The organism is Aeromonas sp. 3P (assembly GCF_051919745.1).
Taxonomy (GTDB): domain Bacteria; phylum Pseudomonadota; class Gammaproteobacteria; order Enterobacterales; family Aeromonadaceae; genus Aeromonas; species Aeromonas veronii.
Map to the genome: position 1 here is coordinate 779,081 of NZ_JBQBED010000001.1, position 22,636 is coordinate 801,716.

Annotated in this window: 22 protein-coding genes, 1 tRNA gene, 1 pseudogene and 1 riboswitch; of the genes and pseudogenes, 8 read left to right on the plus strand and 16 right to left on the minus strand. The window is 59.6% G+C overall.

All coding sequences use genetic code 11. The features are described 5' to 3' along the window. Positions 1-179: 179 nt before the first annotated feature. From ACTG19_RS03465 to pspA, 6 genes are all read right to left on the minus strand, one after another. A complete protein-coding gene (locus tag ACTG19_RS03465; protein WP_005346246.1) occupies positions 180-1,103 on the minus strand; it encodes a LysR family transcriptional regulator in 924 nt (307 codons plus the stop codon). Positions 1,104-1,295: 192 nt separating this feature from the next. Further along, on the minus strand, positions 1,296-2,327 hold the full coding sequence (locus ACTG19_RS03470) for a YcjF family protein (RefSeq protein ID WP_201990194.1): 1,032 nt from the start codon (positions 2,325-2,327) through the stop codon (positions 1,296-1,298). 53 nt (positions 2,328-2,380) lie between these two features. Then, the gene (locus ACTG19_RS03475; protein ID WP_439988742.1) at positions 2,381-3,787 is read right to left on the minus strand and encodes a YcjX family protein; all 1,407 of its coding nucleotides are present in this window, start codon (positions 3,785-3,787) and stop codon (positions 2,381-2,383) included. A 101-nt stretch (positions 3,788-3,888) separates the two neighbouring features. Beyond that, positions 3,889-4,293 carry an envelope stress response membrane protein PspC gene (pspC, locus tag ACTG19_RS03480; protein WP_005333670.1) on the minus strand — a complete coding sequence of 135 codons (405 nt, stop codon included), beginning with the start codon at positions 4,291-4,293 and terminating at the stop codon, positions 3,889-3,891. After that, positions 4,290-4,526 (minus strand): envelope stress response membrane protein PspB, encoded by a 237-nt coding sequence (gene pspB, locus ACTG19_RS03485; RefSeq protein WP_005333672.1) that lies wholly within the window; start codon positions 4,524-4,526, stop codon positions 4,290-4,292. The genes pspC and pspB overlap by 4 nt, the downstream gene beginning before the upstream one ends. Before the next feature lie 3 nt (positions 4,527-4,529). Continuing rightward, on the minus strand, positions 4,530-5,216 hold the full coding sequence (gene pspA, locus ACTG19_RS03490) for a phage shock protein PspA (RefSeq protein WP_201990198.1): 687 nt from the start codon (positions 5,214-5,216) through the stop codon (positions 4,530-4,532). 196 nt (positions 5,217-5,412) lie between these two features. Between pspA and pspF the strand changes: the two genes are divergently transcribed. From pspF to ACTG19_RS03520, 6 genes are all read left to right on the plus strand, one after another. Next, complete coding sequence (pspF, locus tag ACTG19_RS03495; RefSeq protein ID WP_201990200.1) at positions 5,413-6,441, plus strand: phage shock protein operon transcriptional activator; 1,029 nt, start codon at positions 5,413-5,415, stop codon at positions 6,439-6,441. Positions 6,442-6,549: 108 nt separating this feature from the next. Beyond that, positions 6,550-8,145 carry an ABC transporter substrate-binding protein SapA gene (sapA, locus tag ACTG19_RS03500; protein WP_162628426.1) on the plus strand — a complete coding sequence of 532 codons (1,596 nt, stop codon included), beginning with the start codon at positions 6,550-6,552 and terminating at the stop codon, positions 8,143-8,145. A gap of 2 nt (positions 8,146-8,147) precedes the next feature. After that, a complete protein-coding gene (locus ACTG19_RS03505; protein ID WP_005333676.1) occupies positions 8,148-9,107 on the plus strand; it encodes an ABC transporter permease in 960 nt (319 codons plus the stop codon). 35 nt (positions 9,108-9,142) lie between these two features. Next, the gene (locus tag ACTG19_RS03510; protein WP_005333677.1) at positions 9,143-10,036 is read left to right on the plus strand and encodes an ABC transporter permease subunit; all 894 of its coding nucleotides are present in this window, start codon (positions 9,143-9,145) and stop codon (positions 10,034-10,036) included. Next, positions 10,036-11,034 (plus strand): peptide ABC transporter ATP-binding protein, encoded by a 999-nt coding sequence (locus tag ACTG19_RS03515; RefSeq protein WP_005346272.1) that lies wholly within the window; start codon positions 10,036-10,038, stop codon positions 11,032-11,034. Before ACTG19_RS03510 ends, ACTG19_RS03515 begins: the two co-directional genes overlap by 1 nt. 34 nt (positions 11,035-11,068) lie before the next feature. Next, positions 11,069-11,854, plus strand: a complete 786-nt coding sequence (locus ACTG19_RS03520) for a peptide ABC transporter ATP-binding protein (RefSeq protein WP_005333681.1) — start codon at positions 11,069-11,071, stop codon at positions 11,852-11,854. Positions 11,855-11,958: 104 nt separating this feature from the next. On the opposite strand, the gene htpG is transcribed toward ACTG19_RS03520, so the two are convergent. The 4 genes from htpG to ACTG19_RS03540 all read right to left on the minus strand — a co-directional run bounded on the left by htpG (position 11,959) and on the right by ACTG19_RS03540 (position 15,513). Then, positions 11,959-13,872, minus strand: a complete 1,914-nt coding sequence (gene htpG / locus ACTG19_RS03525) for a molecular chaperone HtpG (RefSeq protein WP_113739918.1) — start codon at positions 13,870-13,872, stop codon at positions 11,959-11,961. Between the two features lie 176 nt (positions 13,873-14,048). Beyond that, complete coding sequence (recR, locus tag ACTG19_RS03530; protein ID WP_113739917.1) at positions 14,049-14,651, minus strand: recombination mediator RecR; 603 nt, start codon at positions 14,649-14,651, stop codon at positions 14,049-14,051. A 184-nt stretch (positions 14,652-14,835) separates the two neighbouring features. Next, positions 14,836-14,923 (minus strand) — tRNA-Ser (locus tag ACTG19_RS03535). A 134-nt stretch (positions 14,924-15,057) separates the two neighbouring features. After that, a complete protein-coding gene (locus ACTG19_RS03540) occupies positions 15,058-15,513 on the minus strand; it encodes a YbjN domain-containing protein (RefSeq protein WP_005337119.1) in 456 nt (151 codons plus the stop codon). Positions 15,514-15,671: 158 nt separating this feature from the next. On the opposite strand from ACTG19_RS03540, the gene ACTG19_RS03545 reads away from it, so the two are divergent. Further along, positions 15,672-17,009 carry a flavohemoglobin expression-modulating QEGLA motif protein gene (locus ACTG19_RS03545; RefSeq protein WP_158110736.1) on the plus strand — a complete coding sequence of 446 codons (1,338 nt, stop codon included), beginning with the start codon at positions 15,672-15,674 and terminating at the stop codon, positions 17,007-17,009. An 80-nt stretch (positions 17,010-17,089) separates the two neighbouring features. On the opposite strand, the gene ACTG19_RS03550 is transcribed toward ACTG19_RS03545, so the two are convergent. Both ACTG19_RS03550 and ACTG19_RS03555 read right to left on the minus strand, forming a co-directional pair. Beyond that, positions 17,090-17,671, minus strand: a complete 582-nt coding sequence (locus ACTG19_RS03550; protein ID WP_005337121.1) for a thymidine kinase — start codon at positions 17,669-17,671, stop codon at positions 17,090-17,092. Positions 17,672-17,762: 91 nt separating this feature from the next. Next, positions 17,763-19,341, minus strand: a pseudogene (locus ACTG19_RS03555) (Na+/H+ antiporter NhaC family protein). A gap of 88 nt (positions 19,342-19,429) precedes the next feature. Further along, positions 19,430-19,601, minus strand: a riboswitch (Lysine riboswitch). A 302-nt stretch (positions 19,602-19,903) separates the two neighbouring features. Between ACTG19_RS03555 and ACTG19_RS03560 the strand changes: the two are divergent. Further along, complete coding sequence (locus ACTG19_RS03560; protein WP_075115902.1) at positions 19,904-20,308, plus strand: H-NS family histone-like protein; 405 nt, start codon at positions 19,904-19,906, stop codon at positions 20,306-20,308. 69 nt (positions 20,309-20,377) lie between these two features. Here ACTG19_RS03560 and ACTG19_RS03565 read toward each other — a convergent pair whose 3' ends face one another. The 4 genes from ACTG19_RS03565 to queC all read right to left on the minus strand — a co-directional run bounded on the left by ACTG19_RS03565 (position 20,378) and on the right by queC (position 22,622). Continuing rightward, complete coding sequence (locus ACTG19_RS03565; protein WP_100646101.1) at positions 20,378-20,953, minus strand: cob(I)yrinic acid a,c-diamide adenosyltransferase; 576 nt, start codon at positions 20,951-20,953, stop codon at positions 20,378-20,380. Next, positions 20,950-21,180: a DUF3820 family protein gene (locus ACTG19_RS03570; protein WP_005337126.1), complete on the minus strand. Its 231-nt coding sequence runs from the start codon at positions 21,178-21,180 to the stop codon at positions 20,950-20,952. The genes ACTG19_RS03565 and ACTG19_RS03570 overlap by 4 nt, the downstream gene beginning before the upstream one ends. 1 nt (position 21,181) lies before the next feature. After that, positions 21,182-21,853 (minus strand): 7-carboxy-7-deazaguanine synthase QueE, encoded by a 672-nt coding sequence (gene queE, locus ACTG19_RS03575; RefSeq protein ID WP_162628475.1) that lies wholly within the window; start codon positions 21,851-21,853, stop codon positions 21,182-21,184. 61 nt (positions 21,854-21,914) lie between these two features. Beyond that, complete coding sequence (gene queC / locus ACTG19_RS03580) at positions 21,915-22,622, minus strand: 7-cyano-7-deazaguanine synthase QueC (RefSeq protein ID WP_113740692.1); 708 nt, start codon at positions 22,620-22,622, stop codon at positions 21,915-21,917. Positions 22,623-22,636: the final 14 nt, after the last annotated feature.

Below are 22,636 nucleotides of genomic sequence, written 5' to 3' on the forward strand. Positions count from 1 at the left end.
TGTTGACTTGCATCAGGTGAAGGAACGCCACCATCGGCGTTAACATCCTGTTAACCAGCAATGAGCTTAGGGGAGTGGCAATACGATGAATATTTCAATTTTTGGTGGCTCAGGTATCAGCTAAATCGATATCGAGTGCAGATGAATCTGATTTTTGGTGGCTCCCCCGCAAGAGATGGCTAGCGAGGGAGCGCCTGACGGGCACGCAACCGGCTCTGATCCCGCGCAATATCGATAAATTCCCGCGCCGTCCAATCCAGCCGAGAACCACGGCGCCACACTAGCCCGATATCGATGGCGGGAATGGGCTCCTTGATGGGGCGCGCCTCGACCCGCTCCTGCTCCAGCGACCAGGGGCGATAGGCAAAATCGGGCAACAGGGCGACCCCGAGCTGGCTCGCCACCAGACTGCGCACCGCCTCCACCGATGCGGTGCGCAGCACGATACGGGGGGAGATGCCGTAGCGACGCAGGCCGCCACCGATGATCTGATCGAGCTGATCGGCGGTCAGCGAGATCATCGGCTCCTCCCCCAGTGCGGTGAGCGAGAGGGTCGACTCGGCGCAGAGCGGGTGGTTGGCGGCCAGCCAGAGCCGCAGCGGCGAACGGGTCAGCAACTCGGTATCAAACGCCTCTTGCCGAATGGTGCGGTTGGTCATCAGGATCCCCACATCCACCTCGCCGTTGACGATCTGGTGCTCCAGAAAAGGCTGTTCATCCTCCTTCACCTCGATCTGTACCGCCGGAAAGGCGCGGCGAAAACGGCCGAGCGCCTCTGAGAGGTAGTAACCCGCCACCAAGGTAGTCACACCGATAGTGAGCCGTCCCTGATCCTGCTGGGCTACTGCTTTGAGGGAGTGGCTCGCCTCGGTCATGGCGCCGAGAATACGGCGGGCGTGGAGCAAAAACTGGTGGCCCTGAGTGGTGAGGGTGACGCCGCGCGGATTGCGCTCGAATAGCGGGGCGCCGAGCTCGGTCTCCAGCTCGCGAATGGCGCTGGTGACCGCCGACTGGGAGATATGAAGCTCGGCGGCGGCACGACTCACTGAGAAGCTGTCGGCCACGGCCACAAAATAACGGATCTGGCGAAAGGTAAAGTTCATCGGGCATCCTTGCCGATTGGTACGATGGATGTGATTGGTAAGATTGACTGCCAGCTTAACCGTAAACGGGCGCCTCGCCAAAGCCGGGCACCAGGCAGCCAACTCAATGATCTGCCGATTAAAACCATGCCCCTGTGGCTTGGCGAGCACGACAGGGGCAAGGGTCATATCAGCAAGGTGCAGATAGGGCTATCAGGATTTGTTGAGATACCCCGCCAGCTGGCCGATCAGCCGCTTGCGCAGCTCGCCGAGTTTCGGTTTCTCGTCCGCACACCAAGGCAGCGGGCGGCACGCTTCGATGGTGCGCAGGCCAAGGCGAGCGGTGAGCAGCCCGGCCCCCACCCCTTGTGCGGCGCGGGCAGAGAGCTTGGCGGCAAACTCGGCGCCCAGCAAGTCCATCCCCACCTCGGTCACCAGCTCGGTGGCACCGGCGTAGAGCATGTTGCGAAACACCTGACGGATGAGGCGTATGCGGCTCCAGTAGCCAAGCTCGATGGCGTAGACATCGGCGATATCCTCGATCATCCGCAGGTTGCGCCACAGCATCAGCATCATGTCGATGGTGGCAAGCGGGCTTAGCGCCACCAGCACAGCGGCCTCCCCCGACCATTTTGCCACCCGCGCCTGCGCCAGTTTGTCGCGTTCGCTCAATACCAGCTGACTGTAAAGGGTCAGCACCTCCCGATCGCTGTGGCTCTCGTCGAGCTGGGCCAGCCAGGTTTGATACCCCTCGCGCCCCTTGTCGCCACTTTTGACCGCCAACCCTTCGCAAAAGGCCTGCCCCTGCCCGACACCCTGATGGGCCAGCAGATCTTCTGCTCGCGAGCGCACATCCTGACGCCGCTTGAGAGTGTGCAGCCGCAGCCACTCGCGCCCCACCACGCTGGCGGTGCCCGCCGCCACCAGCGCCGAGGCCGCCAGCCAGGCGCTGCCCCAGAGCGGGGTGGTGAGGAATTGATCGTAAAGAAAGGCGCCATACTGGCCCAACGAGAGCAGACCGACTGCCCCCAGCCCCCACGCCAGCAGCCGATGGCGGCGGCGCGGTTTGCTGACGAGGGCGCTCTCCACCTCGGTGAACTCGTCCAGCTCGTCGAGGCGCTCGAAACTTGCCTCCTCCAGCCGCTGAGCCGGTGCGGGCGGTCGCTCGTCACTGGCCACCGTCAAGGCAGGCTCAAGGATCACCTTGCCCTGCAACGGTGGCCGCTCTTTTATCTGATCGTTCATCGCATTGTTCTCCTGTGCGCAGCCTTCGGCTCAGGTGCCAAGACCGCACACCGTTATTCGAGGTGATCCCCGAGCAGAAATTCCAGCGCTGCATCGAGCCGGATATGGGGCAGCGCCTGATGGGCGCTCATGGGCATGGGACGAAACGCCTGAAAATCAAAGCCTTGACTGTTCCACCACTGCGCTGGCGGAATATGGGGCGGCACCTCCCCGGGGAACAGCAGCAGCGGCTCACCGCTCAGGCTGGTGCCGCGGATGGCGGGGAACTCGCGGCCATTGGCCATCCCCTTGCCCACCTCGGTCGCCTTGATGGCGGCGAGCGCCAGACACTCGGTGGTGATCCCCTCAAAACGGGCCTGACCGCGACCGCTGCGTACCAGATGCTGGAGCAGGGAGACCATGGGCGCATGCTGTTCGGGGGTGACGTGATCGGCCTTGCTCGCCACAAACAGCAGCTTGTCGATACGGGGCGAGAAGAGTCGCCGCCACCAGTTGCTCTTGCCGTAGGCAAAGCTCTCCATGATGCGGGCGATGGCCTGCTGCATGTCGCCAAAGCTGGCCGCCCCGGCGTTAAGCGGCTGCAGGCAATCCACCAGCACGATCTGGCGATCAAAGCCGGCAAAGTGCTGCTCATAAAAACCCTGCACCAGATGCTGCTTGTACTGCTCGAAGCGCTGCTTGAGAGTGGCGTAAAGAGTGCCATCGGCGGGCTCGCCGACAGGCATCTCCCACACCCAGGGGACAAATTGCAGCATGGGGGCACCGGCATACTCGCCCGGCAAGACGAAGCGGCCGGGCTGGATCAGGTGCAGCCCCAGCTCCTGTTTGCAAGCATGCAAGTAGGCGGTGTAACGCTCGGCTAGCTCAGCCACCGGCCGCTCTTCGAAGCGCTGATCGACCTGCCACCCGGGGGTCAGCCAGCTGGCGGCAAGTGCCTGCAGCTCTGGGCGACGAAGCTGCTCGCGCACCTGTTCGCTCCACTGCTCGTAGCTCATCTCAAGGAGCGGCAAATCGAGCAGCCACTCCCCGGGGTAGTCCACCAGATCCACGTAGAGGGTGGAGATCTCCCCCAGATGCTTGCGCAGAGGGTGACGGGTGCGATAGCGGATTTCGAGGCGCACTTCGGCCACCCCGCGGGTGGGCTCGGGCCAGGCTGGTGGAACGCCAAACAGGGAGTCGAGGCCACGCTCGTAGGCAAAGGTGGGGATGTGGGCATTGAGCTGCGGCACCCGGCGGGCGCCGAGGATGCGCCCTTGACGCAGGGCATCCCACAACGGCAAACGGCCATCGATGGCCGCGTGTTCCAGCTGGTTGACCAGCGCCGTGATAAAGGCGGTTTTGCCGCTGCGAGAGAGGCCGGTCACCGCCAGCCGGATATGGCGATCCCGCACCCGGTTCACCACGTCGTTCGCCTTGTGTTGCAGGCGAGTCAACTTCTGTTCCAGTTTATTGAGTATCAAGGCTTGACCCGTTCTCCCTTGGTGGTTGCATCTGGATAGCTGGTGTCGATGGTGGCGCATCACGGGAGGCGCCGCCATCGACATGGGGGCTTCAGCAAGAACTACAGCTTGCGAAACTCCCGCTGCAGGGTGAACTCCCTAGAGGTCACCAGCTTCTCGATCCGCTGAACTCTGGGCTCCAGCGCGTCAAGTTCCTGCGCGATGCGGCCCAGCGCCTGATGAGGGGTGATCCCCGCCTGCCAGCTGCGCGCCTTCATCCGCACCTCGGCAAAGTCGGCATCCTCTTGCGAATAGAGGGTGACCGGCTTTTTGTCGAGCAAGAACCAGGCGGCGATATAGGCGGTGAAGGTAATGAAACCGGCAAAGATAAGGCCACTGATGGCAAGCAGCCGCACGATCCAGGTCTCCACCCCGAAATACTCAGCCAAACCGGCACAGATCCCGGCTATCTTGCCACGCTGGGGATCACGATAGAGGTTACGCCCTTCACGACTGACACTGCTCATACCTTGTTCCTCCAACCGGGTACTTCCGCATCCAGAATTGATTCCAGCGCGCCCACTCGCTCCTGCATCTTCTCGGTGCGAGCCAGCAGCCCTTGCAGCTGTTCCCGCTCGCTATCGGCAAGACCGGCGCCAATCCGCCCCTTGGCACGATAGTGCAGCACCAGCCAGATGGGGGCTACCACCACCATGAAGACCACCATGGGAACCATCAATACGCCCAGCAGATCTTCCATCTGTTACTCCCCCTGTTTGCCTTCGCTTTTGCTGTCGCCCTGGCTCAGCTTCTGGCGCATCGCTTCCAGCTCGCGGCTTATCTGATCGTCCACTTCCAGCTCGGCAAACTGCTGCGCCAGCGCCTTGTCAGACTGACCCAGATCGGCGCGGGCCTCCATCTCGTCGATGCGACGCTCCATCCGCTCGAACTTGCTCACCACCGCCTGACTGTCACCACGGGCAACCTGGCTCTGCACGTTGAGACGGCTGCTGGCCGCTTCGGTGCGAATGGCCATCGCCTTTTGACGGGCGCGGGCATCTTCCAGCTTGGCTTCGAGCTGACGGATCTCTTCACCCAGCTTCTCGATGCCGCTGTCGACCGCCTGCTGCTCGCGGTAGAGGGTCTCTGACAACTCGGTCTGTTTCTTCTTCTCGATAAGGGCGGCGCGGGCCAGATCTTCACGTCCCTTGGTCAGGGCCAGCTCGGCCTTGGCTTGCCACTCGTCGACCCGCTCCTGATGACGGGCGACCTGACGGCCAATCTCTTTCTGGCTGGCGAGGAAGCGGGCCAGATTGGAACGTTCCTTGACCAGCTCGTCCTCCATCTCCTGGATGATCAGGCGCACCATCTTCTGGGGATCTTCTGCCTTGTCGAGCAGGGCCGTCAGGTTGGAATTGATGATGTCGGCCAGACGGGAAAAAATACTCATGATTGCACTCCTGTTATTGGCATGGCGTTGTTTCTCCATTGACAATAGCAACTTGTGTGCCAATCTGGAACAAAATTTAACTTGTTGATTTATATGGGGCAGAATAGCCGGATTGCAAGATGCCTCGCGCAAGTGATGATTAAAATCACCAACTTTTGGTAAGATTGACCAGCTTTTACAACTGACAGGGATCACTATGACCACGGCCACGGAAAGCCTGCTGGGGGAATCCAACGCATTTCTCGAGATCATTGAGCAGGCCTCACGGCTCGCCCCGCTGCGCAAACCCGTGCTGATCATCGGTGAGCGGGGGACGGGCAAGGAGCTGATCGCCCACCGCCTACATTATCTCTCGGCGCGCTGGGATCAAAGCTTTGTCACCATCAACTGCGCCACCCTGAGTGAGAGCCTGCTGGAGACCGAGCTGTTCGGTCACGAAGCGGGGTCGTTTACCGGTGCAGCCAAGCGCCATCAGGGCCGCTTCGAGCGGGCCGATGGCGGCACCCTCTTCCTCGACGAGCTGGCCACCACCAGCGCCCGGGTGCAGGAGAAGCTGCTGCGGGTCATCGAGTATGGCGAGTTCGAGCGGGTGGGTGGGGCCAAGCCCCTCAAGGTGGATGTACGACTGGTCTGCGCCACCAACGAGGATCTCCCTGCGCTGGCCGACAAGGGGCAGTTTCGCCACGATCTGCTCGACCGGCTCGCGTTTGATGTGATCACCCTCCCCCCCTTGCGGGAGCGGCGGGAAGATATCCTGATGCTGGCGGAGCACTTCGCCCACAGCATGACCCGGGAGCTGGGCTATCCGCTGTTTGCCGGTTTCTCGCGCAAGGTGACCCAGCTGCTGCTGGATTACCACTGGCCGGGCAACGTGCGGGAGCTGAAGAACGTGGTGGAGCGCAGCATCTATCGTCAGGGCAATCCCCAGCTGCCGCTCTCGACCCTGGTGCTTAACCCGTTTGATTCGCCCTGGCGACCACAGGTCACGCAACCTGCGCAAGAGGCCCGAAGCGAGGTACAATCTGCATCCCCCCTCGCCCTGCCACTCGATCTCAAGCAGGCGGTGGCGGAGTACGAGATTAATTTACTCAAGCAAGCGATGCAGCAATCCCAGTATAATCAGCGCAAAGCCGCTCAACTGCTGGCCTTAAGCTATCACCAGTTCCGTGGCATGCTACGCAAATATCAGCTGCTGGATGGCGATAACGATGCAGAACAAGAGTGAAGGAGTGCGGTTGATGCCGACTCCAGCAACACGCCAGCCTTCGCGCTGGCACATTTGTATCAAAACGTGCGTACAAAACCCCTATAAGAACATGGTTCAACAATGAGAATGCTCACACCCTTGCTGCTGGGTATGCTGGTGCTGGTCACCGGCTGCCAGAAGCAACCCGAGGCCTCCAAAACCGGACTCATCTATTGTGCTGAGGGATCCCCCCTCTCCTTCAATCCCCATGTTTCCAACTCCGGGGTGACACTGGATGCCAGTGCCCGTCCGCTCTACGACCGCCTGCTGGAGGTGAACCCCAACACCCTGGCGTTGGAGCCGGCGCTCGCCACCAACTGGCATGTCAGCGAGGATGGCCTCACCTATACCCTGACCCTGCGCAAGGGGGTGACGTTTCACCATACCCCCTGGTTCAAGCCCACCCGCACTTTCAATGCCGATGACGTGGTCTTTACCTATGCTCGCCAGCTGGACGAGCAGCACCCCTATCACAATGTCTCCGGCGGCGATTACCCCTACTTCTACAGCCTGGGGCAAGATCTACTGATCAAGCGGGTGAGCAAGAAGGGGCCGCAGACGGTAGTGTTCGAGCTGAACCAGCCAAACGCCTCCTTCCTCGCCACCCTGGCCAGCGACTATGCGGTGATCCTCTCCGCCGAATACGCCGAGCAAATGTTGCAGGCGGGCACGCCAGCCCTGCTGGATAGCCGCCCCATCGGCACCGGGCCGTTCAGCTTCAAGGAGTATCGCCACAACGAGTTCATCCGCTATCTGCGCCACCCTGGCTACTGGGGCGGCGATGCCAAGATTGAACAGCTGGTCTACGACATTACCCCCAAATCCGCCAAACGGCTGGCCAAGCTGCTGACCGGCGAGTGCGACGTGATGAGCACCCCTTCCGCCAGCCAGCTCTCGGTGATCAAGCAAAATCCGGCGCTCAGTCTCTCGGTCCAGTCGGGGATGAACGTCGCCTTTTTGGCCCTCAATACCCGCAAGCCGCCGTTCAACAACGTCAAGGTGCGTCAGGCCATTGCCAGCGCCATCAATATCGACAACCTGCTGCAGGCGGTCTATTTCGATACCGGTCTGCCCGCCAACAGCCTGCTGCCGACCCTCTCATGGGGGTACAACCCCAGCCTGCCCGAGCGCAAACCCGACCTGAAACGGGCGCGCCAGCTGCTCAAGGAGGCGGGGCTGGAGAAAGGGTTCGAGATGCAGGTGCTGGTACAACCGGACGCCCGCCCCTACAACCCGGATGCGGTCAAGACCGCTCAGCTGATCCGCAGCGATCTGGCCAAGGTCGGGATCAAGCTCAAGATCGTGCAACGGGAGTGGCCGGTGATCGAAGGCCGCCTCACCAAGGGGCTGTACGACAGCCTGCTCTCCGGCTGGATTGCCGACAACGCCGACCCGGACAACTTCTTCCGCCAGCTGCTGAGCTGCTCGGCAGTGGAGCGCGGCAACAACTACAGCCGCTGGTGTAGCCCGGCCTTCGATCAGCTGCTGGATGATGCGGTCACCACGCCCCAGCTCTCGTTCCGGCTGCGTAACTACTACTATGCCCAGACACTGCTCAACGAACAGCTGCCGCTGATCCCGCTGGCACACGCCTTGCGTACCCAAGTCAGCCGCAGCGACATCGAGGGGCTGACGCTGATGCCCTTTGGCGGCACCTCCTTCAACCAGGCTCACAGGGAGTAAGCATGCTTCTATACACCTTGCGCCGCATCAACCTGCTGCTCATCACCCTGCTGGCGCTGACCTTTGTCGCCTATCTGCTGGACTATCGGCTGATCGGCCATCAGCTCAGCTTCTGGAGCGGCTACCCCGATTTCCTGCGCCGCATTTTCGCAGGTGACCTAGGGCTCTCCAGCGTCTCCGGGCTGCCGGTGCTGGACGAGATCCGCCACTACTTCCCGGCGACCCTGATCCTTTGTCTGGCGGCGTTCGCCATCTCGCTGCTGGTGGGCATTCCCCTCGGCACCCTGGCGGCCCTGTCCCAGGGAAAGACGCTGGATCTCTCCATCATGACAGCCGGTCTTATCGGCTATGCGGTGCCGGTATTCTGGCTGGCGCTGCTGGTGGTAATGCTCTTTTCGCTGGATCTCGGCTGGTTGCCAGCCTCCGGGCAGATCAGCCTGCTCTACGACGTCCCCCCCATTACCGGCATCGCGGTGATCGATGTGCTGCTCAGCAACGAGCCCTGGCGGCAAGCGGCGCTGCACGATGCCCTGCGCCACCTGATCCTTCCGTCACTGGTGTTGGCGGTGGTGCCCACTACCGAGGTGATCCGCCATGTGCGCAGTTCCCTCATCGACGTGATGAAGCAGAACTACATCAAGGCGGCAGCGAGCCGGGGCCTTTCCAAGGCGCAGATCGTCTGGCGCCATGGTCTGAAGAACGCCCTGCCGCCGGTACTGCCGCTGCTGGGTCTGCAGCTAGGCAGCGTACTCACCTCCGCCATGATCACCGAGGTGGTGTTCGAGTGGCACGGGATCGGCCGCTGGCTCATCAGCAGCATCGCCCTGCAGGATTACGCCGCCATTCGCGGCGCAACCCTGGTAGTGGCCAGTTTCGTGATCCTGACCAGCGTCAGCACCGAGTTGCTGACCACCCTTATCTATCCGGCACGGCGCAAAGAGTTGTATGCCAAACAAGATTGAACGCGCTCATGGCGTGACCAGGAGCCAGGTATCCTATGCAAGATAAATCGAACATCTATCCCGAGCTCAAGATCCTCTCGCCCCTTGAGCAGACGTGGGCCTCCTACAGCCGCAATCCGCTGGCGATGGCAGGGCTCTGGTGCTTTTTGCTGTTGCTGCTCATCACGCTGGTGGGGCCGCTGGTCGTCCCCTACGGCATCGATGAACAGCACACCGACAAGCTGCTGCTGGCCCCCTCGTGGGCGGCGACCGGCAACATCGACTATTTTCTCGGCACCGACGATCTGGGGCGCGACATGCTCTCCCGGCTGGTGGTAGGGGCGCGTCTCACCTTCGGCTATGCGCTGGTCGTGGTGGTGATCGCCATGGTGGTGGGCTCCGCCATCGGTATCCTCGGCGGCATGAGCAAGGGGCTTAAATCGAGCGTGCTGCACCACCTGCTCGATACCCTGCTCTCCATCCCCTCCCTGCTGATGGCCATCATCATGGTCGCCATCATGGGGCCGGGTTTTGGCAATACCCTGATAGCCATTACTCTCGCCTTGATCCCGCCCTTTATCCGGGCCACCTACAACGCAGTACATGCCGAGATGCAGAAGGAGTACATCACCGCCAGCCGCCTCGATGGCTCGCCTCCCTTCCGGATCATGCGGCTGGCTATTTTGCCCAACATTGTCGAAACCCTGGTGGCCCAGACCACCCGCACCTTGTCTGCAGCCATTCTCGATATCTCGGCGGTCGGGTTTCTTGGCCTCGGCGCCCAATCTCCCCAACCGGAGTGGGGCACCATGCTGGCCGATTCGAGCGACCTTATCTATCTCGCCCCCTGGACCGTCACCCTGCCAGGCATCGCCATCCTGTTCAGCGTGCTGGTGACCAATTTAGTTGGTGAAGGCATTCGCGAAGCACTCAAAGAGGGGAACGACTGATGCCGCTGCTCGACATACGCAATCTCACCATCGAGATCGACACCCCGCAAGGCAAGGTCAAGGCGGTGGACAAGGTGAGCCTGACCCTGACCGAGGGGGAGATCCGCGGTCTGGTGGGTGAATCCGGCTCCGGAAAAAGTCTGATCGCCAAGGTGATCGTCGGCATCGAGAAGGACAACTGGACGGTTCGTGCCGACCGGATGCGCTTCAACGACATGGATCTGCTGACCATGGCTCCCAAGGAGCGCCGTCGCATCATGGGTCGCGAGATCGCCATGATCTTCCAGGACCCCATCAGCTGTCTCGACCCCTCCGAGGAGATCGGCACCCAGCTGGAAGAGGCGATCCCGACCGATTCGTTCGAGGGACAATTCTGGCAGCGCTTCCAGTGGCGCAAGAAGAAGGCCATCGCCCTGCTGCACCGGGTCGGCGTCAAGGATCACCGCAAGGTGATGCGCGCCTATCCCCACGAGCTGTCGGATGGCATGTGCCAGAAGGTGATGATCGCCATGGCCATTGCCAACCAGCCGCGTCTGCTGGTAGCCGACGAGCCCACCAGCGCCATGGAGTCCACCACCCACTCCCAGATCCTGCGACTGCTGGACAAGATGAACAAGCTGGGCAATACCACCATCCTGATCATCAGTAACGATATCGCCGCCATCGCCAACCTGACCGACACCATCAACGTGATGTACTGCGGCCAGATGGTGGAAGTGGGCACCCGGGAGCAGATCCTCGAGACCCCGCATCACCCCTATACCGATGCCCTGCTCAAATCGATCCCCGACTTTGACAAGCTGGTGCGCCACAAGTCGCGCCTCGAGACCCTGCCCGGCGTCATCCCGCCGCTGCAACACCTGCCCATCGGTTGCCGTCTGGGGCCGCGCTGCCCCTACGCCCAGAAGCAGTGCGTGCAAACCCCGCTGATGAACAAGGTGAAAGGACATCAGTTCAGCTGTCACTTCCCGCTGAACATGGAGGAGCCGAAAAAATGATGACCGTTAATGCCCCCATGAAGGAGCCCCGCTTGTGATCGAGCCATCCCTGTTGCAGGTCAGAGGCCTTAGCAAAACCTACCAGAACCGCACCGGTCTGTTCCGTCGTCAGGCGGTGGAAGCAATCAAGCCCCTCTCGTTCGACCTCGAAGTGGGCCAGACCCTCGCCATCGTCGGCGAGGCAGGCTCCGGCAAGAGTACCCTCGCCCGCATTCTGGCTGGCATGATCGAACCCACCAGCGGCGACATCGCCATCGACGGCCAGCTGATGGTGCATGGCGATTACCAGACCCGCTGCAAACTGCTGCGGATGATTTTTCAGGATCCCAACACCTCGCTGAACCGCAAGATCCGGGTCGGCCAGATCCTGGAAACCCCACTGCGCCTCAACACCGAGATGACCGAGGAGGAGCGCCGCGAGAAGGTGGTGCAGACCCTGCGTATGGTGGGGATGCTGCCGGATCACGCCCTGTTCTATCCGCAGATGCTCTCCTCCGGTCAGCAGCAGCGGGTGGCGCTGGCGCGCGCGCTGATCCTCAACCCCAAGATAGTGGTGGCCGATGAGGCGCTCTCCACCCTGGATATCTCGGTACGCTCCCAGATCATCAATCTGCTGCTGGAGATGCAGGAGACCATGGGGCTGAGTTATGTGCTGGTAGCCAACGATCTGGGTATCGTCAGCCATATCAGCGACGAAGTGCTGGTAATGCACGAAGGTCGGGTGGTGGAGCGCGGCAAAACCCTCAAGGTATTTGCCGATCCCCAGCATGAGGTGACTCGCCGTCTCATCCAGAACTACAACAACGAATACCGCAAATAGAGAGGCACTGGCCGCCGCCCTTGCCGCTGTTGTCGCCGCGCTCACACGGCGAGATCAAAAAAGCCCACTGCATGCAGTGGGCTTTCTGTTACCGGCGTTGCAGCTTAGGCTTGCAGCAACAGGCGGTTGATGCGGGAGACGAAGCTCGCCGGATCGTTCAGCCCGCCCTGCTCGGCCAGCTGGGCCTGTTCATGCAGCAGGGTGACCCACTCACCGAACAGTGCCTCGTCTTCAATGGTGTCGAGTTTCTTCACCAGCGCATGGTCAGGGTTGAGCTCCAGAATGTACTTCTGCTCCGGTACCGGCTGGCCGGCCGCACGCATGAGCTTGATCATCTGGGTGCTCATACCGTAGGCGTCGGTGACGATGCAAGAGGGGGAGTCGGTCAGACGGTGGGTGACACGCACCTCTTTCACTGCATCGCCCAGGCTCTTCTTGACCCGCTCAACCAGACCGGCGTTGGCTTTTTCGGCATCGATCTGCGCCTGCTTGGAGGCTTCGTCTTCCAGATCGCCGAGATCCAATTCGCCACGGGTGACGGAGATAAGCTGCTTGCCGTCGAACTCGGTCAGATGGCTCATCAGCCACTCGTCCACGCGCTCCCACATCAGCAGCACTTCGACACCCTTCTTGCGGAAGATCTCGAGGTGCGGGCTGTTCTTGGCAGCGGCATAGGAGTCAGCAGTGATGTAGTAGATCTTCTGCTGGCCTTCCTTCATGCGGCCAACGTAATCCTCCAGCGACACGGTCTGGGCTTCGCCCTCACCGGCGGTGCTGGCAAAGCGCAGGAGCTTGGCGATCTCTTCGCGATTGGCGTAATCCTCGGCCGGGCCCTCTTTCAGCACATTGCCGAACTCTTTCCAGAATTTGGCGTACTTCTCGGCATCGTCTTTCGCCAGCTTGGAGAGCATGGTCAGCACGCGCTTGGAGCAAGCCTTGCGCAGGGAGGAGGTCACCTTGTTGTCCTGCAGGATTTCACGGCTGACGTTGAGCGGCAGATCGTTGGAGTCCAGCACCCCTTTGACGAAGCGCAGGTAGGTCGGCATAAACTGCTCGGCGTCATCCATGATGAAGACGCGCTGTACGTAGAGCTTCAGACCGTGCTTCTGCTCGCGGTTGTAGAGGTCGAACGGTGCGCGGGCCGGTACGTAGAGCAGGCTGGTGTACTCCTGCGCCCCTTCCACCCGGTTGTGACCCCACAGCAGCGGATCTTCAAAGTCGTGGGCGACGTGCTTGTAGAACTCCTGATACTCCTCGTCCTTGATATCTTTCGGGTTGCGGGTCCACAGTGCCGTGGCGCGGTTGACCTGCTCCCACTCGCCCGGGGTGCCGACGATGGTCTCACCATCCTCTTCGCGATCCGGGGTGCCCTCTTTGAACATCTCCACCGGCACGCTGATGTGATCGGAATACTTGCCCACCACGGAGCGCAGGCGCCAGTCGTCGAGGAACTCGTCCTCTTCGGCACGCAGGTGCAGGATGACGTCGGTACCGCGACCCTCTTTGGTCACGTCAGCGACGGTGAAGGAGCCTTCCCCTTCAGATTCCCACTGTACGCCCTGCTCCGGAGCAGTACCGGCGGCGCGGGAGACCACGGTCACCTTGTCGGCCACGATAAAGGCGGAGTAGAAGCCGACCCCGAACTGACCGATCAGCTGGGAGTCACGTCCCTGATCGCCGGAGAGGTTTTTGAAGAATTCTGCGGTGCCGGACTTGGCGATGGTACCCAGGTGCTCAATCACCTGATCGCGGGTCATACCGATCCCGTTATCGGAGATGGTCAGGGTACGCTTCTCTTTGTCCACCACCAGACGCACACGCAACTGGCCGTCGTTTTCGAACAAAGAGGCATCGGAAAGCGCCTTGAAGCGCAGCTTGTCCGCCGCATCGGATGCGTTGGAGATCAGCTCGCGCAGGAATACTTCTTTGTTGGAGTAGAGGCTGTGAGCCATCAGGCTCAGCAGTTGTTTGACTTCAGTCTGAAAGCCGTGGGTTTCGGCATGAACACTTTGGGTCATGGACCAATCCTCAGAAACATCGGGTTGAACATATGCCCAACCTAGATGGGGACGGCCAATCAAATATCAAGGGGCGAGTGTGCAATCCCGCTCACTCGCCCCTTTAAATCCGCTCAAACGGCTATTTCTTACCCAGCTCGACCGCTATTAATGCGGGGAAACTGGCTGGCACCTTGCTATTTCAAGCGTTGGCGCCCCATCAGGGAGTGGGAGAGCGTGGTGCCATCCACCAGCTCCAGCTCGCCCCCTACCGGCACCCCGTGGGCAATGCGGCTCACCTCTACCCCGGCGGTGCGGGCCATATCGGCGATATACCAGGCGGTGGCATCCCCTTCAATGGTGGGGTTGGTGGCGAGGATCAGTTCGCTGATCGCCTCATCTTTCAAGCGGCGCTCCAGAATATCGAGCCCCAGCTCCTCCGGGCCGATGCCGTCCAGCGGCGACAAATGGCCCATCAGCACAAAGTAGCGACCGGAAAACTGACCGGTCTGTTCGATGGCGGCCACGTCCGCCGGGCTCTCCACCACGCAGAGCAGGCCATTCTCTTCCCGCTTGGGATTGACGCAGATATCGCAGCGATCGTTCTCGGTAAAGGTGCGACAGTGGCTGCAGTGGCCAATCTCGGTCAGGGCGCGAGAGAGCAACTGGGCCAACCGCAAACCGCCGCTGCGCTCACGCTCGAGCAGGGTAAAGGCCATCCGCTGGGCAGACTTGGGCCCCACCCCCGGCAATACCTGCAGGGCTTTCATCATCTCATCGAGCAGGGGACTGAACTTCATAACACTCCTTACACGGGCCTGCCCCTCGCCACCACCAGGGCCACGACGGGTCAGCAAAACAGGATAACGCCATTGGCGCAGGACTATACCCGAGCCCGCCGCCCATCGCCATCGGCTTGCCCACAGCGCTCGCAAAAACGCGGATAGCAAAAAGCCCTGACGTTTCCATCAGGGCTTTGCAATGTGGCGGTGAGGGAGGGATTCGAACCCTCGATACGTTGCCGTATACACACTTTCCAGGCGTGCTCCTTCAGCCACTCGGACACCTCACCAAATTTTGGTCTGTGGTTTAACGTGTTCAGCCAACACGGTGTTCGCTACGCTGTTGCGCTGGAACGGGGCGTAATTTAGGGGAAAGCCCCGCCCGCGTCAACGGCTTTTTTCACCTGGCGAACCGTTCGAACACTTAATGCACAGATTCCGGTGCGACCTGGATTTCCGGCAGGTTGAGGAAGCCGGAACGTTCGCATTCGGCAACCAGTTCGTGGGTTGCGGCGATGGTGCTTTGCACGAACAACAGGAACTGCTCGACGCTGAGTCCGGCCTTGGTAAAGACGGTGTGGCCGACCACCAGCCGCGGCAGATTGTCATCGATGATATCGAGGAACACCTTGAGGGAGGGGTACTGCATATTGAGTCGGCCCAGTTCGGCAACCAGCGGCAGCATTGCGGAGGGGCGCACTTCCAGCTCGGAGGAGAACAGCAGGCCTTCCTCTTCCACGAAGATCCGGCTCTCCTGAATACCATCGACCGACTGCAAAGAGACAATGTGGATACCGTGACACTGGTCGCAGACATAGTGCTCGATACGAGCCTGTTGCAACCAACGCATTATCATTTCGGAGCTGGGGATATTCATCATTTCCACGACAAGATTGGGATCAAGGGGCGCAGTCTAAACCAATTTGCTATCAACAAAAAGCACGCCAACCCGATAACCCTGCGGCTCGCTTCTTTTTGGCAAGCGCTATGCATATACTCAGCCAAATCCACGATGACGCTTGCCCCACAGGGGGCCCGATGACTATCCAAGAAAAGTATCGCCTTCATCTGAAATCACTCTCGGATGAGCTGCTCACCCTGCAAAAACCCATCCGCATTCTGGATGCCATCAAATGGCCACGCCATCTGCAGGATCGCTTTCTGGCAAGCGGTGGCAGGGAGCTGCCCGCTATCGACAGGCACTTCTATGATGCCCTCCCCCTCGGCTTCGATCCGCGCAACAAGTATCTGGAGCTCAAGGAGCTGCGGGACCGGATCCGCAGAAAGCTGGGGCCGCAGGACGATCTTGGCCGGATCCTGCAAGAGACGGTCGATCAGTACATGGTGGTGATCGAGATGCTGCGCCAGCGCGGCCAACCCGATTTTCAGCGTTATAGCCAGTTGCTTTATGGCTCCGCCAGCGATCACCTGCGCGGGGATCGCAAGACCCTCAAGGAGCTGGGCTCTCGGCTGTGCGATATCTTCTCCCTGCCCGGCGCCCGCCATCTGGTACGCCCCTACCCCAAGGAGTTCGAAGGCGAAGCGGCGGTAGCCAAACTACAGGGCAAGCTGTCGAGCTACTTCAGTGACGGCACGGTGCAGGTGAAGCTGAGCGATGGCATCGTCTCCGACGCCGCGGCCGGTGGCGACTACATCAAGCTCAACTCCCACGCCCGTTTCTCCGAGCTGGACTTGCAGGTACTGGAGGTGCACGAGGGGTGGGTTCATGTCGGCACCACCCTCAACGGTCGCCAGCAGCCCTATGCCACCTGGCTGAGCGCAGGTTCGCCGCGGATCACTGCGTGCCAGGAGGGGCTGGCGGTCTTGATTGAGACGCTCACCTTCAGCTCCTTTCCGGATCGGGCCAAGCGCATCTCCGATCGGGTAATGGCCATCGACATGGCCGAGCGCGGCGCCGATTTTATCGAGGTGTTTCAGCACTTCGTACAGCAGGGCACCAGCGAGCACGACGCCTACAAGATCACCCAGCGGGTCTTTCGTGGCGGTATGGTGGGCGGCGGCGCCTGCTTTACCAAGGATCTCTCCTACGTGCGTGGCTATGTGGAGACGGTCAACTTTATCCGCAGCGCCGTGCTGGAAGGGGTGCCCGAGATCCTGCCGATGCTGTTTGTCGGCAAGGTGACCCTGGATGACATCCCCGTGCTCTATCAGCACTACCTAGAGGGGCTGATTGCCGCCCCCCGTTACCTACCGCCGATGTTTCGCGATCTCACCGGGCTCTACGTCTGGTTCGGTTTTGCCTCCGGCATGTCACTGGTGGATATCGGCCGGGTACAGCACCATTTTCGCCAGCTGTTTCAACGCCTGCCGGTGGCCGACCCCATCATTGCGCCGGTGGATATCGAGATCGACTGAACCACAGCGATAGAAGTTGGGGAAAATAAAAAGGGCGCCAGATTGGCGCCCTGCTCGACGATTCAAATATCGCAGCCGAATTATTTGTAAGCCCGACCTTCGAGATAGTGTTTGCGACAGAGTGACACATAGCGATCGTTGCCACCGATCTCCACCTGTTCGCCATCACGCATAACCTGCCCCGCTTCATTGACCCGGGAGTTCATGTGAGCCTTGTTGCCACACCAGCAGATACTCTTCAGCTCTTCAAACTTGTCGGCCAGACAGAGCAGATGGTAGGAACCGGGGAACAGCTCGCCGCGAAAATCGGTCTTGAGGCCATAGGCCATCACCGGAATATCCTGCTCATCGACGATGCGGGCCAGCTGGTAGACCTGCTCACGGGTCAGGAACTGGGCCTCGTCCACGATAAAGACATCGATATGTTTCTTTGCATGGCGCTCTTTCACCATTTCAAACAGATCACAGCTGTCGCTGAACACGTCCACCTTCAGTTCAAGACCAACCCGGGCACTGATCACCCCAACCCCGAAACGGTCATCGATGGCTGGCGTCATCGCCAGAGGATGCATGCCCCGCTCCAGATAGTTGAAGTGCGCCTGAATGAGCTGGGTGGATTTGCCTGAATTCATGGTGGCAAATTTGTAGTGCAGTGAAGCCATGATACTGTTCCGAAACTGAATTTATGGGGCGCATGCTAACCAAAGCCCCTGACAAAACCAAGGGGCCCGCGGGCCCCTTGCTCTATAAATGTTACGCGGTGGCCAGCACTGGCCGCGCTTTGGCCTTTTTCAGGTGATAGCCGGTAAAAAGCACGAACCAGAGGGCGCTGATACTGAAACCGGCCAGGCTGGAGTGCATCAAGCCCATCGCCAGGTAACCGATGGCCGCGCCGAAGGCGATGGCCAGTGCATAAGGCAGCTGGGTCATCACGTGATCGATGTGATGGCAGCCGGCACCGGTGGCAGAGAGGATGCTGGTGCTGGAGATGGGTGAGCTGTGATCCCCGAACACCGAGCCAGCCAGTACCGCCGCCAGCATCGGCAGCATCAGGCTGATGTCGCTGGCGGCGGCCATGTCACCGGCCAGCGGCAGCATGATGCCGAAGGTACCCCAGCTGGTACCGGTAGCAAACGCCATGGCACAGGAGAGGATAAAGACCACGGCAGGTAGCACTTCGATCGGCAGGTTACCGTTAGCCAGCGAAGCCAGGTACTTGCCGGTCTCCACGTCGCGTACCACTGCACCTATGGTCCAGGCAAACAGCAGGATGTTGATGGCTGGCAGCATGGCCATGACACCTTGCGGAGCGGCCTTGATCCAGTTCTTGGCACCCAGCTTCAGGCGCATCGCCAGACCGATGGAGACCACCAGACTGCACAGGGCACCGTAGACCAGCGAAGAGCCGACGTTGGTATTTTCGAACGAGCCGAGCACGCTGAAAGGCAGCCCTTTCTCGCTCAGCACCGCAGCACCGGAATCGATCATGAAATAGATGGTGGCGGCGGTCAGGGTCAGGATCGGCAGTACCATGTCGATCATGCCGCCGTTGCTCTCCTCCGGGCTTTCCATATCCAGACCGATGGGGCGGCCCTTGGACTCATCCCACAGCTTGCCTTCCAGCGCCCACGCTTCGTGTTGACGCATCGGGCCGATATCGAGTTGGAATGCAATCACCACCAGCACCATGATCAGGGTGAAGACGGCGTAGAGGTTCATCGGGATCATCTCGACAAATGCCGCGATGGGGCTCTGTTCAGTCAGACCGTGGGCCGCCATGATGCCGCCAACCAGAGCGATGATATAGGCCCCCCAAGAGGAGATGGGCATCAGCACGCAGACCGGCGCCGCGGTGGAGTCCAGCAGATAGGCCAGTTTGGCACGGGAGATCTGGAAGCGGTCGGTCACCGGACGGCAGATGGCCCCCACCGACAGGCTGTGGAAGAAGTCATCGATAAAGAAGGCAAACACCATCATGCCAGTCAGGGCTTTGGCGCCCTTGCGGGTCTTGGCACGACGCTCGGCCCACTCGGCAAAGGCACGGGTCGCCCCGGAGACGCTCATCAGGCTGATGAGGCCACCCAGCAGCAGCATAAACAGGATCATGTTGACGTTGTCACGATTGAGCGCGCCATCGACCCAGAAGATCTTGAGCACGGTATTCAACATGTAATGCAGGGATTCGAGGGGCGAAAACTGATTGAGCAGCAAACTGCCGGTGACGATGCCCACACCAAGGGACAGCAGCACGCGGCGGGTCAGGATCGCCAGCGCGACAGCCAACAGGGGGAAGAACGGACCAACCGGAGTCGGCGAAATGACTAATGTCCATGATCTCTTTGCACCTAAAGATTACAGGTGGAGATCTACCGAGAGGATCTAAAGAAACAAAACCTATGGGGAGGTCATACTCCTCAGCCCCTTCAGGTAGCGCTCCATAGTGGATGACTATGGCAGTCCTGCACCTATTAGATGCAGAACCAGCAGCCCGGTATGATGGCCTGGCCACTTCGGCGCTGACTCCTTTCCTTGTGCATCACAGGCATCACCCTCCGCACAAATACTCATAGGCAGCGCGCCTCTACTTAAAGGTATTCGCCGCACATTTTATCGAGATGGCAGCTTATAGCAAGTTTTTTGATTAAATAGTCACGATAAACATATCAAGGTCGAATAATGGTAGTCAAATGATGCAACAACGCCTGTTTTGACGCTATTTTCACCTACTACGGCTTCATTGGCATCCAATCACCAAGCCTATTGCTGGCCATATTAAATATCCATATTGATGTTCCCCACGGATATTATATTTAACCCGGCTTGACTTATTTAAATCACCAAGCAAGAATCAGCTGGAACATAATATTTTTCTCTGACTCGACGTGGTAACTCATATGAATGAATTTTTAAAGGTACTGCTTAATATCCGCAGTCTGCGTGCGACCTGCCGCGAGCTTTCTCTGGAACAACTGGAAGAGGCACTGGAAAAACTCTCTACTATCGTTGCTGAACGTCAGCAGGATGAAGCTGCCGAGCGTCAGGCCCGTGAAGAGCATCTGCGGAAAATTAACGAATATAGCGAAATGCTGAAAGCCGCCGGTATTGACCCGGCAGAATTGGTAAGCGCTGTCGCTACCAACCCCGGCAAATCAGAAAAAGCCAAGCGGGCGCCACGTCCTGCCAAATATCGCTATCAGGATAATGGCGTAGAGAAAACCTGGACCGGCCAGGGCCGTATGCCTTCAGTCATTGCCAGCGCAGTGGCAGCAGGCAAATCACTGGAAGATTTTGCTATCTGACAGCGCTTGCGTTGCTAATAAAAAACCTCGCCAAGGCGAGGTTTTTTATTGCCGCTTAAACGTGAAATATCAGATAGCCGATTGCGGACGATCTGCTGCCTTGACCCACAGCACTTCACGATCCCCTGCCACGCAGATGAGATAGCGGGCAACGGTAAAGAACCAGTCACTCATCCGGTTCAGATAGGGCAGCACCTCGGGATTGACCCGCTCTTCCCGGCTCAAGGTCAGCAGCAAGCGCTCGCAATGACGCACCAGAGTACGCACCACATGCGCTTGCGCCGCGGCACGGGAACCACCCGGCAATATAAATTGGCGCAGCGGTGGCAATGGCTCGCTATAACGATCTATCTGCTGTTCAAGGCGAGTGGTCCAGGCAGCATTAACTTGCCAAATTGATTCATTCTGGGCGTCGCTGGAGAATGCCAACTCGCCCCCCAGATCAAACAACTCCTGTTGCAACAGCTGTAAATCAGCCAATAAGCCGACCTCTTGCGATGGCACGTCACAAATCAGCAAGCCAATATGGGAGTTGAGCTCATCGATATAACCGTAGGTCTCGACCCGCAAATGATCCTTGGGCAATGGGATACCATCGGCCAGCCGGGTCATGCCCTTGTCGCCCTGCCTCGTATATATTCTCATACCGACATCCTGTTAATAATGGGAATAATCATGGACTCGAGTCCATTGAGTTTGATTTCGTAAGCCAACGCCAGCGTCTGGCCCAATTTACCCGCCGGAAAACCGCTGCGCGCCATCCACACCAGATAGGGCTCGGGAATATCGATGATACGCCGCCCCTGATATTTACCGTAAGGCATCTTGTTAGTCAGAGTCAGCAGTACCTGTTCGTCGGATAGCCAATCCATATTAATCAATATCCAGATATTTATGAGTCTGGATTGAGAGTCGCCAGTTACGCGCGATACAGGTATCCATCGCCAATTGGGTGGCCCGTGGTTTCTGGCTGATCGGCTGCAAGGCAATGACCACGTCCGGGCGCAGAGTTGCGGTCGCCAGCAGCACATCCAGCTCTTCAATATGGTGCTCGGTGGCCACCGGATGCTTGATCTCGTTGGCCCGCTCCAGCGCCGAGACCAGCACAGGCAGCCCCCCTTTCATACCGATCTTGGGGGAGACTGTTACCCAGGTCTGCTCATGAGTCTTGATCTCGCTGGTGCCACTGGTTTCAATTTGCACCTGATAACCCGCCGCCAGTAATGCTGACGAGAGTTCGTGCAGATCGTAGAGGCAGGGCTCGCCACCGGTGATCACCACATGGCGCGCCTGATAACCCAGATCGCCAAAGCTCTTGATAATCTGCGCTGTGCTGAGTTGGCTCCAGCAATCGGATTCGTTGGAACGATCCAGTACCGCCGCCTTACCCACTTCACGAGCCGGATCAACAACCCAGGTATGACGGGTATCGCACCAGGGGCAGCCCACCGGGCAACCCTGCAGGCGAACAAAGATGGCGGGCAGGCCGGTAAAGATGCCCTCCCCCTGGATGGTCTGGAAAATCTCGTTGATTGGGTAGTACATCTCGATCACGGCTTGTTGCAAAAGTCGCGGATTATACCCCAAGCCACGGCAAGACGCAGGCTCACTCTGCGCTTTTCTCACCCAGCCCGGTTTTCTCAAACAGTCTGGCCATGATGCCCGCCTTGTCGGCCAGATAGTTGTTCAGGCCGCGACGGCGCAGTTCACACGCAGGACACGTGCCGCAACCGTCACCGGCAATGCCGTTGTAGCAGGTCAGGGTCTGCTGGCGCACCGTGTCGAGGTGACCATAGTGATCCGCCAGTGCCCAGGTTTCGGCCTTGTCGAGCCACATCAAGGGAGTTTCAAAACGGATGCCGCGATCCAGCCCCAGCGACACCGCCTGATTGAGGGCCTTGACGAACTCGTCACGGCAATCGGGATAGCCGGAGAAGTCAGTCTCGCAGACACCGGTGATCACCGCTTCGGCGCCCACCTGATAGGCATAGATGGAGGCCAGCGTCAGGAACAGGATATTGCGGCCCGGCACGAAGGTGTTGGGCAGCCCGTTATCCTGCAGCTCGCAGCTGACCGGAATGTCATCACGGGTCAGGGCAGAGACCGCCAGCTCATTGAGCAGCGTCACATCCATCACCTTGTGGGCGGCGATCCCCAGTGCACTGCCCAGGCGGCGCGCAGTGTCGATCTCTTCCCGATGGCGCTGGCCATAGTCGAAGGTGATGGCGTGCACTTCATCGTACTGCGCCAATGCCTGCACCAGACAAGTAGTGCTGTCCTGACCGCCGCTGAAAACCACGACTGCTTTTTTCATCTTGATAACTCCTT

Bases quoted from the DNA above. Each gene is read 5' to 3' on its own strand.
- ACTG19_RS03465 (WP_005346246.1), bottom strand. From the start codon at position 1,103: ATGAACTTTACCTTTCGCCAGATCCGTTATTTTGTGGCCGTGGCCGAC.
- ACTG19_RS03470 (WP_201990194.1), bottom strand. From the start codon at position 2,327: ATGAACGATCAGATAAAAGAGCGGCCACCGTTGCAGGGCAAGGTGATC.
- pspC (WP_005333670.1), bottom strand. From the start codon at position 4,293: ATGAGCAGTGTCAGTCGTGAAGGGCGTAACCTCTATCGTGATCCCCAG.
- pspB (WP_005333672.1), bottom strand. From the start codon at position 4,526: ATGGAAGATCTGCTGGGCGTATTGATGGTTCCCATGGTGGTCTTCATG.
- pspA (WP_201990198.1), bottom strand. From the start codon at position 5,216: ATGAGTATTTTTTCCCGTCTGGCCGACATCATCAATTCCAACCTGACG.
- pspF (WP_201990200.1), top strand. From the start codon at position 5,413: ATGACCACGGCCACGGAAAGCCTGCTGGGGGAATCCAACGCATTTCTC.
- sapA (WP_162628426.1), top strand. From the start codon at position 6,550: ATGCTCACACCCTTGCTGCTGGGTATGCTGGTGCTGGTCACCGGCTGC.
- ACTG19_RS03505 (WP_005333676.1), top strand. From the start codon at position 8,148: ATGCTTCTATACACCTTGCGCCGCATCAACCTGCTGCTCATCACCCTG.
- ACTG19_RS03510 (WP_005333677.1), top strand. From the start codon at position 9,143: ATGCAAGATAAATCGAACATCTATCCCGAGCTCAAGATCCTCTCGCCC.
- ACTG19_RS03515 (WP_005346272.1), top strand. From the start codon at position 10,036: ATGCCGCTGCTCGACATACGCAATCTCACCATCGAGATCGACACCCCG.
- htpG (WP_113739918.1), bottom strand. From the start codon at position 13,872: ATGACCCAAAGTGTTCATGCCGAAACCCACGGCTTTCAGACTGAAGTC.
- recR (WP_113739917.1), bottom strand. From the start codon at position 14,651: ATGAAGTTCAGTCCCCTGCTCGATGAGATGATGAAAGCCCTGCAGGTA.
- ACTG19_RS03540 (WP_005337119.1), bottom strand. From the start codon at position 15,513: ATGATGAATATCCCCAGCTCCGAAATGATAATGCGTTGGTTGCAACAG.
- ACTG19_RS03545 (WP_158110736.1), top strand. From the start codon at position 15,672: ATGACTATCCAAGAAAAGTATCGCCTTCATCTGAAATCACTCTCGGAT.
- ACTG19_RS03550 (WP_005337121.1), bottom strand. From the start codon at position 17,671: ATGGCTTCACTGCACTACAAATTTGCCACCATGAATTCAGGCAAATCC.
- ACTG19_RS03560 (WP_075115902.1), top strand. From the start codon at position 19,904: ATGAATGAATTTTTAAAGGTACTGCTTAATATCCGCAGTCTGCGTGCG.
- ACTG19_RS03565 (WP_100646101.1), bottom strand. From the start codon at position 20,953: ATGAGAATATATACGAGGCAGGGCGACAAGGGCATGACCCGGCTGGCC.
- ACTG19_RS03570 (WP_005337126.1), bottom strand. From the start codon at position 21,180: ATGGATTGGCTATCCGACGAACAGGTACTGCTGACTCTGACTAACAAG.
- queE (WP_162628475.1), bottom strand. From the start codon at position 21,853: ATGTACTACCCAATCAACGAGATTTTCCAGACCATCCAGGGGGAGGGC.
- queC (WP_113740692.1), bottom strand. From the start codon at position 22,622: ATGAAAAAAGCAGTCGTGGTTTTCAGCGGCGGTCAGGACAGCACTACT.